Genomic DNA, 18483 nt, shown 5'->3' on the forward strand with positions numbered 1-18483 from the left:
ATGTGGCGACTGAAAGGCAAGAGCAGGGCGGCGGACAAGTCGAATAGGGCGAAGAACGGCCGGGGAAAGAAACCGCGGCCGTACCGGTTCGAGGCCCTGGAGCCGCGCCTCCTTCTCTCTGCGGACGTTGGACTTCCCGTCGATGACCTCCAGGCTGTTCCCGGAATCGCGGCGCCGGTGATCGAAGAGGCCGCCCCTGCGGAAGTCGAAACCGTCCAGGCCGGAGACAATCTGGATCCGGCGGCAGCGGCTGAAACCACCGGCGATGGGACAAGCGGGACCGAGGTCCAGGTCCCGACCGCAACGACGGATGCCTCGGCCACGGACGATGCCTCTGCCACGTCTTCCGGCGCCACGGACGATTCCTCTCAGGCCGCGGTCCCGACCGCCCAGGACAGCCGCTGCGAACTCATCATCGTCGATCCCTCCGTTCCCGATGCCCAGTCCCTCATCGATGCCCTGCTCGAAGACTCCGGGAAAGACTGGTCCGTCGTGACCGTCGTGGACGGTCTCCAGAAAGAGAATGCTGCCACGACGGCCAACGCCGAACAGGGGGACGCAGGTGCTTCCAATCCCGGCATGACCGGCCGGTCCGGTGTTTTCATCTACTACCTCGATGCCGGCAAGGACGGCGTCGGGCAGGTGACGGACATCCTGAAGCAGTACACGAACCTCGACGCCGTGTACCTCCTGTCCCACGGCGCATCCGGCGAGATCAGCCTTGGGACGACGGCGGTGCTTCAGAACGTGCTGCAGGACCGGGCGGCGGAGATCACGGCCTGGGGCGACTCCCTCAAGGACGGCGGCGACATCCTCCTGTACGGCTGCGACGTGGCTTCGGGCGAGGCAGGCGTTGAGTTCGTCAGGACTCTGTCCTCGCTGACCGGCGCGGACGTGGCCGCCTCGACGGACGAGACGGGCGCGGCCGAGGCCGGCGGCGACTGGGACCTGGAATACCGGGCCGGCGAAATCGAGGCGGCGGCCCTCTTTGCATCCGGCGACGGCGGCTACCGCCACCTGATGCAGGACTTCGTCAGCACAAGCGCCGGCGAGACCCTGACGGGCACCAATTCGGGCGACAATTACATCTTCTCCGACGGCTGGGGCAACGATACCGTCAGCGAGACCGGCACGACCGGAACGGACACCCTGAATTTCTCCGCCGTCACGGCGGACCTCACCTTCACCATTCACGCCGGCGGCACCGTCTCCGTGACCGACGGCACGAATACCCTGAACTCCGTCGCCAACATCGAGCGGATCATCGGCGGGTCGGGCAACAACACCTTCGTCTTCGAAAACGGCGCGGTCTTCGCGGGGACCATCGACGGCGGCACCGGCGGGACCAACACCCTCGACTACGCGGCCTGGACCACGTCCGTCACGGTCGACCTGGCAGGCGGGCTGGCCACGGGGACGTCGGGTGTCAGCAACATCCGGAACGTGCGGGGCGGTTCGGCCGCGGACACCCTGAAGGGTGACGGCCAGGCCAACGTCCTCACCGGCGGCGGCGGGAACGACACGCTGACGGGACGCGCCGGGGACGACACGTACCGGATCACCGACGGCGGCGGGATCGACACGATCGTCGAAGTGACCGGCGAAGGCAGCGACACCCTCGACTATTCGCTCTATTCGACAGCCGTGATGGTGAATCTGGCGACCGGGACGGCGTCGGCCACCACAGGCATCACGTCCATCGAGAACGTCACCGGCGGGGCCGGAAACGACATCATCGTCGGGGACGGCAACGCCAATGTCCTGTATGGCGGCGCCGGAAACGATACGATTACCGGTGGCGCCGGCGCGGACGTGCTGGGCGGCGGCATGGGCGTCAACACCCTGACCGGCGGGACCGAAGACGACACGTACATGCTGGCAGGCGGGACCGACACGATCGTCGAGAACGCCGCCGAGGGGAGCGACACCCTGGACTACTCGGCCTATTCCGCAGGCGTGACCGTGACGCTGGGCGGCGCGGCGACGGGCGTCTCCGGAATCGTGACCAACATCGAGAACGTCACCGGCGGGGCCGGCGACGACGTCCTCACCGGCGACGACAGGGCCAATGTTCTCTACGGAGGAGCCGGAAACGACAGGCTGAACGGCGGGGCCGGGAACGACACGCTGGCCGGCGGTTCGGGCGACGATACCTACGTGTTTGCTGCCGGCGGCGGAACCGACACGATTCTGGAGAGTGCCGGCGAGGGAAGCGACACCCTGGACTACTCTGCCTACGGATCGGCGGTGACGGTGGACCTGGGGGCCGGGACGGCGACGGCCACGGCGGGCGTCGGCAACATCGAGAACGTGACCGGCGGCACGGGCAGCGACACGATTACCGGCGACGCGAATGCCAACGTCCTGTCGGGCGGGGCCGGGGACGACACGATCATCGGCGGGGCCGGGAACGATACGCTGTCCGGCGGCTCCGGGACGAACACCCTGACCGGCGGCACGGACGACGACACGTACGTGCTGACGTCCGGCTCGACGAACACCATCACCGAGAACGCCGACGAGGGGAGCGACACCGTCGACTACTCCTCCTATGCAACGGGCGTGACGGCTGTGCTGGGCGGCGCGGCGACGGGCGTCTCCGGGAACCTGGTCAACGTCGAGAACCTGACCGGCGGCTCCGGGGCCGACACGCTGACCGGGGACGCCAACGCCAACATCCTGAAAGGCGGCGGCGGCAACGACATCCTCGCCGGCGGAACGGGGAGCGATACCTACGCCTTCGGCAACGGCTGGGGGACGGACGTCATCGTCGATTCCAGCACGGCGACGGATACGGATGTGCTGGACTTCTCCACCGTCTCGGCGAACCTGGCCGTTGCGGTCCTGGCGAGCGGCGCCCTCTCCGTTACAAGCGGGGCCAACGCCCTGAACAACGTGGCCGTTGCGGAGCGGATCGTCGGAGGCAGCGGGAACAACACCTTCACCCTGGCGGACGGCGCGAACTTCGCGGGCTCCATCGACGGCGGCACCGGCGGGACGAACACCCTCGACTACTCCGCCTGGACCACCGACGTGATCGTGAACCTCTTCGGCGGCGCGGCGACGGGGATCGGCGGGGCCGTCAGCAACATCCGGAACGCCACCGGCGGCTCCGGGTCGGACATGTTCATCGGTGATGCAAAGGCAAACGTATTCACCGGCGGCGCGGGCGACGATTACTACTACTTCTTCGTCGACGGGGAGGCCGACACCATCGTCGAGGCCGCCGGTGGCGGCAGCGACACCCTGGACTACTCCGAATACGGCGCCTCCGTGACGGTGAACCTGGCGACCGGGACAGCGACGGATGTCGTCAGCGGATTCGCCAACATCGAGAACGTGGTCGGCAGCACCGAGGTGGACACGATCACCGGCGACGCCAACACGAACTACATCGCGGGTCGGGCGGGGAACGACATCCTGGCCGGCGGCGGCGGGAACGACACCTACATCTTCAAGGACGGCTGGGGAACCGACACGATCACGGATTCCGCCGGAACGGACACCCTGGACTTCTCCGCCGTCACCTACGACCTCACCTTCACCATCCACACCGACGGGACGGTCTCCGTCACGGACGGCACCAATGCGCTGAGCCACGTCGCCGGAATCGAAAAGCTCATCGGCGGGAAGGTGGACAACACCTTCGTCTTCGAAAACGGCGCGACCTTCGCCGGGACCCTCGACGGCGGCCGCGGCCTCACGAACATCCTCGACTACTCCGCCTGGACCTCCGGCGTTTCGGTAAACCTGCCGGCCGGGACGGCGACGGGAACGAACGGGGTCACCGGCATCAACAAGGTCATCGGCGGCACGGCGAGCGACACGATCGCCATCTCCGACACCTGGGGGACCGTCACCGTCGGCGACGCCTCCGCGGCCGATACAGACGTCCTCGATCTCTCCTCCGTTTCCGCGGATCTCACGATCACCTTTAACGCCGACGGAACCATCTCCGTCTCCGACGGCACGAACGACCTGACGGTCACCTCCAAGATCGAGCGGATCGTCGGCGGCTCCGGGAACAACACCTTCGCCTTCGAGAACGGTGCGACCTTCGCGGGCACCCTCGACGGCGGCACGGGCGGGACGAACACCCTCGACTATTCGGCCTATGCGACCGCGGTGACGGTGAACCTGTCCACCGGGGCGGCGACGGGCATCGGCGGCGGCGGGGCCGGCAAGTTCAGCAACATCCGGAACGTGACCGGCGGCTCCGGGAACGACACGATCACCGGCGACGCGAACGCCAACGTCCTGGCCGGCGGTGCGGGCAACGACACGCTGAGCGGCGGGGCCGGCGACGACACGTATGTCTTCGCGGCGGGCGGCGGGACCGACACGATCGTGGAGGCCGCGGACGGCGGCAGCGACACCCTGGATTACTCCGCCTGCACGACGGCCGTGGCGGTCAGCCTGGCCGCAGGGACGGCGACGGGCACCGCGGGCGTCGGCAACATCGAGAACGTGACCGGCGGGTCCGGGAACGACACCATCACGGGCGACGCCAATGCGAATATTCTGAGTGGCGGGTCCGGGAACGACACCCTGACCGGCGGGGCCGGCGACGACACGTACGTCTTCGAAGACGGCTGGGGGACCGACGCGATCACCGATTCCGCCGGCACCGATGCCCTCGACTTCTCCGCCGTGACGGCCGTCTTGACGCATACCATCTCCGGGAGCGGCACCGTCTCCGTGACGGACGGCACAAATGCCCTGAGCGGGATCACCGGCATGGAGGGCATCGCCGGCGGCCAGGGGAGCGACCGCTTTGCCTTCGCCAACGCCGCGACCTTCTCCGGCACCATCGACGGCGGGGCGGGGGCGAACACCCTTGACTATTCCCTTTATACGACGGCAGTCGTCGTCGACCTGGGGGCCGGGACGGCCCTGGCTACGGCCGTCACCGCCACCGTCGGCAACATTCAGAACGTGATCGGCGGCTCCGGGGCCGACACGCTGACCGGCGATGCGAACGCCAACATCCTGGCCGGCGGGGCCGGCAACGACGTGCTCACCGGCGGGGCCGGCAACGACACCTACGTGTTCAAGGCGGGCGGCGGGACCGACACGATCAGCGATTCCGGCGGAAGCGACACCCTGGACTACTCCGGCTATACGGGAGGATCCGTTTCCGCGAACCTGACCGCAGGGACCGCGACGGGGGTGACCGGCGGCTTCAGCGGCATCGAGAATGTGATCGGAAGCTCCGCCAACGACGCGCTGACCGGGGCGGCCGGGAACAACGTCTATTCCTTCACCAACGGCTGGGGGACCGACACCATCAGCGATCCCGGCACGACGGGCAATACCCTCGATTTCTCCGCGGTGACGGTGAACCTGACCTTCACCCTGCACACCGACGGCACGGTTTCCGTAACCGATGGCACGAACGCCCTGAACCACATCGCGAACATCGACAAGCTGGTCGGCGGCCAGGGGAGCAACCGCTTCGTCCTGGAAGACGGTGCCACCTTTGCCGGGACCCTCGACGGCGGCCTCCTCGGCACAAGCACCTTAGATTACTCCCTCTGGACGGCGGCGGTGGCCGTCAACCTGGGCGCGGGAACGGCCACGGGGACGAGCGGCATCGTCCACATGGACAACGTGACCGGCGGCGCCGAGGACGATACGATCACCGGCGACGCCGGCGACAATGTCCTGATCGGTGGACCGGGGGACGACACCCTGGCCGGCGGGACCGGGGACGACACCTACGTGATCACCGCCACGAGCGGGACCGACACGATCACGGAGGGGAGCGACTACGACGACGGCAGCGACACCCTGGACTATACGGGCTATGCCGGCGCCGTGACGGTGGACCTCGCGGCAGGGACGGCGACGGGCACGTCCGGGATCGGTGAGATCGAGAACGTGAACCTGGGCTCCGGGAGCGAAACCCTCGCCGGGTCGACCACCGACAACACCTTCATCATCCACAACGGCTGGGGCACGGACACGATCACCAATGCCGGCGTCATGGACTACGACACCCTCGACTTCTCCGCGGTGACGACGAACCTGGTCTTCTCCATCCTCGCCGACGGATCCCTCACGGTCACCAGCGGCGCCAACACGCTCACGGTCGGGACCGGCATCGACAACATCGTCGGCGGGCAGGGGACCAATTATTTCAGCATCGCCGCCGATTCGGTCTTCAACGGATACATCGACGGCGGCGTGGGGACGACGACCCTGGACTACTCCGCCTGGACGGAGGCCGTCGAGATCGACCTCACCGCCTACGGGCTCCGGGAAAACACCGGCGACGCCCCGGGCACGAACGGGATCCTGAACATCGACACCATCATCGGCGGGTCCTCCGGGGCGGATTCCCTGACGGGCCCCATGGCGGCCAACACCTGGACCATCACAGGGGCGAACGCAGGGACCCTCTCCAACTCCATCGGGACGATCAGTTTCACCTCCTTCGAGAACCTGACCGGCGCGGCGGACTTCGACGACCTCTTCGCCATCGCGGCCGCCGGGAGCATCAGCGGCACGATCAGCGGCAACGCCTACGGGGTATCCAAGGGCACCGACACGGTCCGCCTCAGCGGCGGGACCTTCACCCGGGTGACCTACAGCGTGTTTTCGTCGGATGCAGGGCTGATTTCCCGCGACACCGATAACCTCCAGTACAAGTACATTGAGGCCGTGGAGGATGCGTCCACGGCGACGACGCGCGTCTTCACCTCCGCGGGAGCGACGGTCAACCTCGGCGCGACGCCCGCCGCCGGCGAGACCTGGACGGTCACGGTGGACGGCACCGCCTTCAGCCACGTCGTCACGGGGGCCACGACGGCAACGGTGACCTTCAGCGGCGCGCCGGTCGAAGGGGACGTCTGGACGGTCCGGGTGGGAGCCACGGATTACAATTACACGCTGGGGGCCGGAGAGGGTCTGAGTGCGGCCGTGGCGGGCCTGGCCGCCCTGATCGACGCGGCGAACGGCTATGCGGCCGCGGCGGAGGGGAATGTCCTTTCCGTCGTCAAGCTTGCCGGGGGCGCGATGACCGTGACGGCCAATGTCACGGACACGGCCGGCGCCGCGGCGGCCGTCGACGGAACGACAGCCCTGACCTCGACGGTGGCCCTGAGCGGCACGGTGACATTGAACGACGTCTGGTGGCTTGTCGTGGACGGGGCCGGCTACAGCCACACGGTGGCCGCCGGCGACACGCTCCCGGGTATCGCCGCCGCCCTGGCGGCCCAGGTCAATGCCGTGAGCGGATACACGGCCTCCGTGGACAACGGCGTCATCGCCGTCACGAAGCTGGCCGGGGTGGCCATGAACGTATCGACGTCCCTGCCCGCGGCCGTCTCCGCGACCATCGTGAAAACGGAGGGTCTGGAGTCGGTCGTCGCCGCGCTCGCCGCTCTGGTCGATGCCGCCGCCGACTACGCCGCCTATGTGAGCGGCGACGGCGCTGGCGCTGTTGCGATCTCGCGGCTCGATGGGGCGACGCCGGGCGTGACCGTCACGGTGCCGGCCCGCGTCACCAAGAGCGTCGTCCTCGCGACGACGGGGGACGACAACATCGACCTCGACTGGGACGGCTCCAACTGGACGGTATCGAGCCTCTACGGAACCTTCGGCGACTTCACCTTCAAGGACCCGACGGGCACGCTGACCCTCAACGCCGGGGCCGGCAGCGACACGATCACCGTGGGCGCCGTCGCCAAGGCGGGCGGGCTGGTCATCGACGGCGGGGCCGGGACGGACAGCGTTTCCCTCGAAGTCGACGCGGTCGCAGGAACACCGAAGTCCATCACCTTCGGCGCCGGCGACGTGCGGCTCGGCGGCGCCGTCCAGTTCGCTTACGCCGGCATGGAGAGCGGCAAGAACGTCATCGTCAACGCCACCAGCGGGGCGGATACGATCACGCTGGCCTCCTCCGGGGCCAACTACACGGTGAGCGCCGGAACATTCGGCACGATCACCCTGGCCGACCCGGGGACAGGCGGCTCCCTCACGATCCGGGGCGGTGCGGGGGACGACTCGATCAGCGCCACGGGCATCACCACCTTCGCCGCGGGCCTCCGGGTGGAGGGCGGCGACGGGACCGACTCCCTGGCCCTGGGAACGGGCACCTTTGCCAACGTGGCTTTTGCCGCCGACATCGAGACGGTCACCGCCGACGCCGCCACGATCGCCGACTTCGTCTTCAACGCCCGGCCGGCCACTGCCAACCGGGTCACGGTATCCCGGCCCGAGGCCGGCAAGATCACCATCACCGACGTCACGGACATCGGCACCACCACGATCACCATCAAGGATCCCACGTCGTCCCTGACGATCAACACCGACTACAATGCCCCCTACACGACGACGGAGTACATCCACCTGCAGGCCCTGGGCAACTTCAGCGCCGACCTGACCCTGGACGGCGGGAGCCTGAACAAGAACCTCGACGGGTCCGACGAGGTCATCATCGAGGGCAACCTCACCATGACCGGCCACTCCCTGAAGGTCCAGGCCGAGACGATCACCGTCAACAGCGGCGTGACCGTCTCCACGAGCGACGGCTCCGGGCAGGCGGGGAGCATCGAGTTCGACGGGTACCACATCAACATCGGCACCAACGCCAAGCTCCTTGCCCAGGGCTCGTCCACGGACACGAGCGGCGACATCTCCCTCCTGGCAGTGGACGACGACGCCCTCCTCACGCCCTTCCTGAGCATCGACCTGACGGACGTGGACGTGACGGTTGCCACGGGCGCCGAGATCCGGGGCCGGGACGTCACGATCCTCGCCACGGCGGACAGCACGAAGTTCCTCACGGCGGACGACTGGTACACGAACTACCCGGCCAACATCCTGGGCTCCCTGATCGAAGGACTCACCAAGATCGGGGCCGGCATCGCCGTCGCCCAGGCGGACTCGGACATCGACATCCAGACGGGGACCACGATCACGTCCCGGGATTTCACGGCCTACGCCAAGAGCGCCGTCTATGCCTCCGCGGCGCCCACCACGTTCATGATCGGCGTGTCCCTGGGGATCGCCCTCACCGACGCCACCGTCACCATGGCCGGCAACCTGACGGCGACCGGCGACGTCACCTTCCGCGCCACGACGGACCAGACCCTCGACGTCGTCTGCGACACCACGGGCCTCAAGGGGATCGCCGGCTCGGTGGCCATCGGCGTGATCGTCTCCAACGCCAATGCCATTGTTACGGACGACGCCGTCCTGATCGTCGGCGACGACCTCTACGTGCAGGCGGACACGTCGGACGCCGTCCGCGTCATGGCGCGGTCCACCGCCGGGAAGGACGGCTCCGTGGCCGTGGCCATCGCCTTTACCTACGAGGACGGCGAGACCAACGCCTTCCTGGACGGGAAAGCAACCGTCGGCGGGGACGTCGAGGTCAACGCGCTCATGGTCCAGAATTCCGTCGACACGACAAAACTCTTCGTCATCCCGTCGACGGCCATCGGGACGTCCGCCTCGGCGGGGGTGGGTGACGACTCCAAGGGCGACTACCTGGACGACGCGAAGGCCGGCGCCATCAGCAAGATCACGACGCCGATCAAGAACTGGGTGACCAAGAAGTGGTACGAATTCAAGAACAAGCAGCCGGACGACTCCAAGTCCACGGAGCCCTCCTACGACGTCGCCGCGGGGCTGGCCATCGCGGTGGACACGAACACGACGACGGCCCGGATCGGCGACGGAAACACGGACCTGGACAACAAGAACGGCGAGGTCCAGGCCGCCGGCTCCGTGAAGGTCTACAGTTCGATAGCCAACGCCCCCTACGTCAGCGGCGGGGCGGCCACGGAAAACAACGACGACGCGAAGATCCCCAAGGGGAGCAACAAGTTCTCCGGGGCCTTCGGCGTCACCATCGGCGTCTACGAGAACGACGCCCAGGCCTTTATCAACTCGAACGCCAAGGTTAACGCCGGGGCCGACCTGACGGTCCAGGCGGAGACACTGGCTGACTACGTCTGGTCCGGCTGGTCCAACATCGTCGAGCCGACACTGGAGAACCCCACCTACACGACGGAGAACGCCGAGGCGGACATCACGGTGACGAACGGGGACATCGTCGAGGTGTGCTCCAACAACACCGGCGGCGGCGACGTGGGGACCTGGTACGAGTACATCGGCAACGCGCCCTCGCGCGACATCAACCTGGTCACGGAGGACTTCTCCAATACCGACCTCTGGGAGAGCATCAATCCCTATGCCCGGAAAGCCCTGGGCCTCATCACCAACCTGACGACCTATATCAACAGTGACCTGGGAACGTCCAACTGGCTGGCCAACGACTGGACCTCCGCCACGGCCTCGGGGGAGGCCCTGGCCATCGCCGGGGCGGTCACCTTTCTGGATCTGACGAACAGGGCCGGGGCGGTCATCAAGAGTGACGCCCTGATCAACCAGGAGGCCGACGCCACACCGCTGACGGACCGGAACGTCATCGTCCAGGCGGTGAACCATAACGAGTCCGTTCATTTCATCGGCAACATCAGCCTCCCCGATCCCATCGGCATCGTCAAGGACTGGGACCGGACGAAGAGCGCCAAGGAGAACCTGAAGGAGGGCTTGGATCCCAGCGGAACGAGCGGTGACAAGGGGGCCGTCGGCGTTTCCATCGGAATCTTCCTGTACAACGACGACGCGATCGCCCGGATCGAGGACGGGGTCCTCCTCGACGCGGACAGCCTGAACGTGGACGCCGAGACCGTCGTCCTCGACATCACCCTCGGCGCCTCCGGCGGCAACTCGGAGAACCTCGCCGTCAACGGCGTGGTCCTGGTCAACGTGGTCCAGAACCGGACCATCGCCCAGATCGCCAGCGGTGCCGTCATCGACGTCGGCTCCGGCGATGCCGGAGACGGGTCCTCGGCGGTGAGCGTCGCTGCGACGGACACGTCCTACGTCATCTGCGTGGCCGGCAGCGTCGCCGTGTCGGAGGCGACCGGGATCGGCGCCTCCGTGGGCGTCAACTACGTCAGCCGAGACACCCAGGCGGTCATCGGGGACCTCGCGACGGACACCCCCACGGCCGCCCTTGACAAGGGGAGTTTCACCTCCGTCGGAAACGTCAAGGTCGAGGCGAAGAACGACGGCTTCATCGGGGCCTTCGCCGTCTCCGGAGCCATCGCCGCGCCGAGCAACAAGCCCGAGAGCCCGACGACCAAGCCGAACAATCCCGGCACCGGCGGCACCCAGGGATCCGACGGATCGTCCAAGAGCAACTCCGACCTGTCCAACTGGCAGTCCAAGTGGGGCGACCTGCTGAAGGAAGGCGTGGACAAGGGCAAGCTCTCCGGCAACATCGCCAGCACGACGAAGACGGAGACCAGCCAGACGTCCCAGAACAAGTCGGGCGTCGGCGTCTCCGGCTCCGTGGCCATCAACATCGTCGACGACGACGCCCGGGCCTACGTGCTCAACACGGGCGCCTTCACCGTCTCCGGCGGGGTCCTCGACCTCGACGCCGCGAACAGCACGGGGGTGATCTCCCTGGCGGGCGCCGTGGCCTTCGCCAAGAGCACCGGCACCGGGTCCGCAACGGGAGTCGCCGGCGGCTTCGCCATCAGCGTCCTCTCGGGCACCACGGATGCCTATGTCGACGGGGCCGTGAGCCTCGCGACCAGGGGGCTCACGATCGACGCGGTCCGGTTCGGCTGGCTCGTCTCCCTGGCGGCGGGATTCGCCGGCGCCACGGGCAGCAAGGGAACCGGCGTCGCCGGCTCCGTGGGCGTCAGCATCGCGAACTACAGCACCGAGGCGGCCCTCCGCAACATCGCAGGCACCGTCTACATCAACGGCGACGTCCTCCTCAACGCGGAGGACGAGACCTACCTGATCGCCATCGCCGGCTCCGCCGCGTTCGGGAGCAAGGCGGGCGTCGGCGTCGCCATCGGCTTCTCCTATACCGAGAACACGGTCCTCGCCCAGCTCTCCGCTCTGGACGACTTCACCATCACGGGCTACCTGAACCTCGACGCCACCGCCGACGGCCTCATCGTCGCCGTCACCGGGTCGGTCGGCGTGTCCACGGGCGGATCGAACGACTCCGGCGGATACGCCGGGGCGGGAACCGTCTCCATCAACCTCCTGAAGAACACCGTGAAGTCGGAGATCCTGGACACCGTAACGGGTGCAGACAACGCGCTCGGCATCACGCTCAATGCCCAGGACGACACGGACATCTACTCCTTCGCCGGGGCCTTCGCCGCCGGCAAGAAGGCCGGTCTCGGCGCCGCCATCGCGGTGAACAGCGTGGACAACGACGTCCTGACGCTGGTCAAGGACTCGACGCTCGGGACCCTCGGTGCGTTCAACGACACGGCCACCGAGGACGGCACCGTGGTCACGCTGGCCGTTGCCGGAGCGGGGTCGCAGAAGCTGGCCATCGCCGGCTCCGTTGCCATGAACATCTTCACCAACGTCATCGACGCCCAGGTCATCGGCAGTACGATCATGGCGGCCGGCCTGATCCGCATGGCCGCGCAGGACAAGGAGACGAGCGTGGCCCTGGGCGGCGGCATCGCCGTGTCCACCGGACAGGGGGCGGTCGGCGCCGCCATCGGCGTCAACCTGATCTTCAACACGGTCACGGCCAAACTGCAGACGTCGACGCTGAACTCGACCGGGTCGACCATCGACATCGAGGCCCTGGCGGAGGAAGTCCTGGTCAGCGTCACTCTCGGCGGGGCGGGAGGCGAGAAGTTCGCCCTCGGCGGGTCCATCGCGGCGAACATCGTCATGAACACCATCGAGGCCGGTGCCTACGGAGGATCGGTCCTGCAGGCGAACGGTCTCGGGGCGGCAACCGGCGACATCGGCATCACCGCGAGCGACAAGACGACGTCCGTCCTCGTGGCGGGCGGGTTCGCCGGCTCCTCCAAGGCCGCCGTCGGGGTCGCCGCCTCGACGACCTACATCGAAAACAAGGTCCGGGCCGTGGTCGACGGCTCGAACGTCACGACCAGCGACGGCCAGGTCACCATCGCGGCCGGAGTCGGACAGCCCGCGACGGCGGCGGATCCGTCGGCCATCGGCCTCGGCACCTCCGGCGTCGAGCTGCCGACGACGAGCAGCTCCTCCGTCATCAACGTCACCGTCGGCGGGGCCGGATCGGGCAAGTTCGCCGCCGGTGTCGGCATCTCCGTCAACACGATCAACAACACGATCGAAGCGGTCGTCACGAACGGCTCGACAATCGATTCCTACGGCTCCGTCGGCCTGTCCGCGGTTGACGCCTCCGTGATCGACGCCATCGCCTTCGGCGGGGCCGGGGCCGGGTCCATCGCCGGCGGCGGGGCCATCTCCGCCAACGTCATCACGAACAGGATCCGCACGGCCGTCGAGGATTCGACCATCCATGCCGGCGTGAACTTCGCCGGAACCCCCGGGACCACCCTGACCAACGCCAACGCGACGGTCACGCTGGGAGCCACCTCCTCCTCGATCATCCGGGCCCTCGGCATCGGCGTCTCCGGCGGAGGCGATGTCGCGATTTCCGTGACCGCCCTGGGGAACGCCGTCGCCAATGACGTGACCTCGATGGTCAGCGGGTCCACGATCATGGCCGGCGGGGACGTTGCCCTGTCCTCCGCCGACATCGCCCCGGGCATCCTGCCCTCCTGGATGCTCCCGGCGGACAAGCAGGCCCAGCTGGACGATGCGCTGGACGGGTCGCCCCTGGAGCCGGAGGCGAACATCCTGGCCATCATGGTCAGCGTGGCCGGCTCCGGAAAAGTGGCCGTCGGCGTCTCCCTCATGGGCAACGTCGTGAACAATGAGGTGCGGACGAAGATCGACGACTCGACGGTCCTGGCGGGAGTGAATTCACAGACGGCGGCAACCCTGAATTCCAATGCGGACGTCCGCCTGACGTCCCTGTCGGACGCCGCCATCATGGCGATCACCGTGGGCGTCGGCGCCTCCGGGCAGGTGGCCGTCCAGGCGACCGGTTTCGGGAACGTGATCGCCAACTCCATCGAATCCTCGATTGTCGGCGGATCCATCGTCCGGGCCGGCGGCCTCGTAGACCTGACGGCGACGGACCAGTCGCAGATCACCTCCTTCGGGCTCAGCATCGCCGCCTCCGGCAGCGCCGCCATTTCGGCCATCGTCGGGGCCAACGTCATCACCAACTCGGTGACGGCGCAGATCTCCGGCTCGACGGTCTCCAGCGGATCGACCCTGAACATCGACGCACAGAACAAGGCGACCATCTTCAGCTTCGCCGGCGGCGTGGCCGCCTCGGGCTCGGTGGCGGTCCAGGTGACCATCGCGGCGAACGTAGTGGCCAACACCACGGAGGCCACCATCAACGACAAGGTCTACGACGACAGCGGCCGGGTGATCGACGGCTCCGCTTCGGCGTCGAATGTGACGGCGGGCGGAAACGTCACCATCTCGGCCGCCGACACGTCGAGCATCGACGCCCTGGCCTTCGGGGTTGCCGGCTCCGGAGCCGTGTCCGTAGGCGTGGCCTTGGGGGCGAACGTCATCACGAACACGATCCTGGCGGGCATCGACGGTTCCTCCCTGACCGCCGCCGCCGCCGCGGGCGTGGGGCTGTCCGCGAAGTCGTCCGCCGTCATCCGGACGGTGGCCGTCGGGGTCTCCGCTTCCGGGACCGTGGCCGTCCAGGTGACCGCCATGGGGAACGTCATCGCCAACGACGTGACGGCCGTGATCAGCGATTCCACCGTGACGGCGGGGAAAGACGTGACCGTGAAGGCCGAGGACGTCCCGCCGAGCCTGATCCCGGCCTGGATCGTACCCGCGGACCGGGCGGACGAGCTCAACGACAACCTCGCCGGTTCCCCCGTCGACCTCGACGGGAACATCCTGGCCATCATGGTCAGCGTGGCCGCCAGCGGCACCGTGGCGGTCAACGCGTCCTTCATGGGGAACGTCATCACGAACGACGTCCGGGCGACCATCGACCATTCGACCGTCACCACCACCAATGGCGGCAAGATCGATCTCGATGCCGACTCGGGCGCCGGGATCATCGCGCTGACCGTCGGCGTGGCCGGCTCGGGTGTCGTGGCGGTGAACGCCACCGGGTACGGAAACTGGATCCAGAACACGGTGGACGCCTCCATCCGGAACGGATCGACCGTCCACTCCGCCGGGCTCATGGAGCTGACGGCGGACGACGGCTCCAGCGTCCGGTCGCTGGCGGTCAGCGTCGCCGGGACGGGAGCCGTGGCCGTGGGGGCCTTGATCGGCGTGAACGTGATCACCAACACGGTGACCGCGGAGATCTCCGGATCGACGGCCGCGAGCGATTCGACCCTGAACATCGCCGCCGAGAGCACGTCCGGCATCATGGCGCTGACGGCCGGCGTGGCCGGCTCGGGCGCGGTCTCGGTCCTGGTTTCCTTCTCGGGCAACGTCATCACGAACACGACCCGGGCGGCCGTCACCTCCGGGTCGAACGTGGACGCGGCGGGTGCCGTCGACATCTCGGCGAAGGACACCTCCGTCGTCGATGCCTTGTCATTCGGCGTCTCCGGGACGGGAGGCGTTGCAGTGGGGGTGGCGATCTCCACGAACGTCATCGCAAACACCATCGAGACGGCCGTCTCCGGTTCGACCCTGGACGTGACGGCGGGAGGGATCGACCTGACCTCCGAGTCATCCGCCGTCATCCGCGCCCTGGCGATCGGCGTCTCCGGGTCCGGCGGGGTGGCCGTCCAGGTGACGGCCATGGGGAACGCCATCGCCAACACGGTGAAGGCGAGGATCGCCGGCTCCACGGTGAACGCCGCGGGCGACGTCTCGCTCCTGGCGCAGGACATCGCGCCCAGCCTGATCCCGACGTGGATCGTACCGGCCGATCAGGCGGCCACGCTGAATGAGAACCTGGACGGATCGCCCGTCGACCTCACCGGGAACATCCTGGCGGTGATGGTCAGCGTGGCCGGGACCGGCGGTGTCGCCGTCAATGGCGCCCTCTCGGGGAATGTGATCAACAATACCGTCCTGACGGAGATTGACGGCTCCACCGTCCACACGGCCGGCGGGGCGGATACGGTTCATACGTTCAACCCGGCCGGTGTGGTCAGCATCGCCAACGACACGATCGACCTGGGGGCCGGACACGGCCTCCGGACCGGCGACGCGGTGGTCTACGACAGCGGTGTGGGGACGGCCATCGGCGGCCTCACGGACGGCGCGACCTATTTCGTCATCGAGGTCGCCGGCGACGCGAACAAGGTGAAACTGGCCTCCAGCGCGGCCGATGCGTATGACGGCGTTGCGATCGATCTCACCGCGGGAGCGACGCTGGCTTCCCACAGCCTGACCCGGGAGAACAACAGCGTGTTCCTGAACGCCCGATCGAAGGCGGGGATCGCCGCCCTGACCGTGGGCGTGGCCGGTTCCGGCACCGTGGCGGTCAACGCCACGGGCTTCGGGAACGTCATCACGAACAGCGTCACGTCCACCATCAAGGGCGCCTCTCACGTCCACGCGGGCGGCCTGGCGGACCTGTCGGCCACGGACACCTCACTGGTTCGCTCCCTGGCCGTGAGCATCGCCGGCTCGGCGGTCGGCGTCGGCGCCCTCATCGGGGCGAACGTGATCACCAATACGGTGGGAAGCGAGATCACCGGCTCCACCGTCATCACCGGGGCCATCCTGAACCTGCACGCCGAGTCCGATGCAGGCATCCTCGGCTTCACCGGCGGCGTCGGAGCCGGCGGCGTCGGCGTGATCCTGTCGCTCTCGGCGAACGTCATCACCACCACGACCAAAGCTTACATCAGCGCCGCATCCGACGTGGACGCCACCGGCACGGTGAGCCTCCTGGCGAAGAACACCTCCAGTATCGACGCCCTGGCCATCGGCGTCGCCGCCGGCGGGGCGGCGATCGGCGTGGCCCTGGCGGCCAACGTCATCACCAACACGATCGACGCGGCCATCAGCGGCTCCGCCGTGGATGTCACCGCCGGCGGGCTGAACGTCACCGCCGAGTCCTCGGCCATCATCCGGGCCCTGGCCATGGGCGTGTCCGCGGGCGGATTCGCCGTCAACGTCTCGGTCCTGGGGAACGTCATCGTCAACACGGTAACCGCGAAGATCAGCGGCTCCACCGTCTACGCCTACGACGACGTCGCGCTGACGGCGCGGGACATCGCACCCAGCATCATCCCCGACTGGATCGTGCCGTCGGACGACCAGGACGACCTCGACGGATTCCTGGCCGACTCTCCGGCAGACCTGACCAACGCCAACATCCTGGCGGTCCTGGTCGGCGTGGCCGGCGCCGGCAGCACGGCGATCAACGTGTCCCTCTCGGGGAACAGCATCACCAACACGATCGCCGCTACCATCGACAACTCGACGGTCCGGTCCGGCGTGAGCGCCGCCGGGGCCACGACCCATGCCGGGTCCGACGTCACGCTGAGCGCCCTGTCGGGGTCGCGCATCCTCGCCATCACTGCGGGCGTCGGGGCCTCCGGCGACGTGGCCGTGAACTTCACCGGCTTCGGGAACCTGATCGGTGTCGGCAACCTGACCCCCGACGTCGAGGCGACCATCAAGGGCGGGTCCTACGTCCAAACGAGCGGTGCCGTGAACCTGAACGCCCTCGACGAATCCAGCATCATCACCGTCGGGCTCAGCATCGCCGCCTCCGGCGGCGTGGCCGTCAGCGGCGTCGTCGGCTACAACCGGATCGAGAACAGCCTGCTGGCGCAGGTCGCCGGCTCCACGGTCATCGCCGGGACGAGCCTGGCGCTGACCGCCCAGTCCGACGCCTACATCTTCAGCTTCGTCGGCGGCGTATCCGGCTCCGGCATCGTGGCCGCGCAGCTGTCCGTGACGGTCAACGACATCGACAACGACGTCGAGGCATCCATCGTCAACACGGGGGGCACCCGCTCGACCGTGAACGCCGGACAGAGCGTGTCCCTCACGGCCCGGGACGCCTCCACCATCGACTCGATGGCGATCGGCCTCGCCGCGTCCGGCATCGTGGGCGCCGGGGGGGCGCTGTCCAAGAACTTCATCGGCAACGCCGTCGCGACGTCCATCACGTCGTCGGACGTCACGGCCGGCTTGAACGTCTACCTGACCTCGGAGACGATCGCCGTCATCCGCTCCTTCGCAGCGGGGCTCGCCGGCGGCGGGGCCGGTGCCCTCCAGGCGTCGATCACCCTGAACGAGCTTCGGAACTCCACCACCGCCGTGATCACCGGGTCCACCGTGACGGCGGGCTACACGATCCAGGTCTCCGCGTCGGACAAGGCGCCCGCGTCGGTTCCGGACTACACGACGAGCATGCTGATCCCCACGGACGTGATCGCCGACATCCTGGATCTCGTGTCCGACACGGGGGTCTCCAAGACCGCGAACATCCTCTCCTTCGCCGGCAGCATCGGCGGGGCGGGCCTGGCGGCGGGCAGCGCGGCGGCCTCGGACAACGATATCGTCAACACCATCGAGGCCAGGATCACGGACTCCACGGTGACGTCCACTTATTCGGAC

At 67.9% G+C, this 18483-nt stretch carries 1 protein-coding gene (running past one end of the window); it reads left to right on the forward strand.

What is annotated here, in order from left to right; genetic code table 11:
- Nucleotides 1-18483, forward strand: the 5' portion of a protein-coding gene (locus PLO63_04575; protein HOI73403.1) for a DUF4347 domain-containing protein. The gene runs 14283 nt beyond the window's last position; only the first 18483 of its 32766 coding nucleotides appear in the window; the start codon lies at nucleotides 1-3; its stop codon lies beyond the right edge, outside the window.

Source organism: Syntrophales bacterium (assembly GCA_035363115.1).
Lineage (GTDB): Bacteria > Desulfobacterota > Syntrophia > Syntrophales > PHBD01 > PHBD01.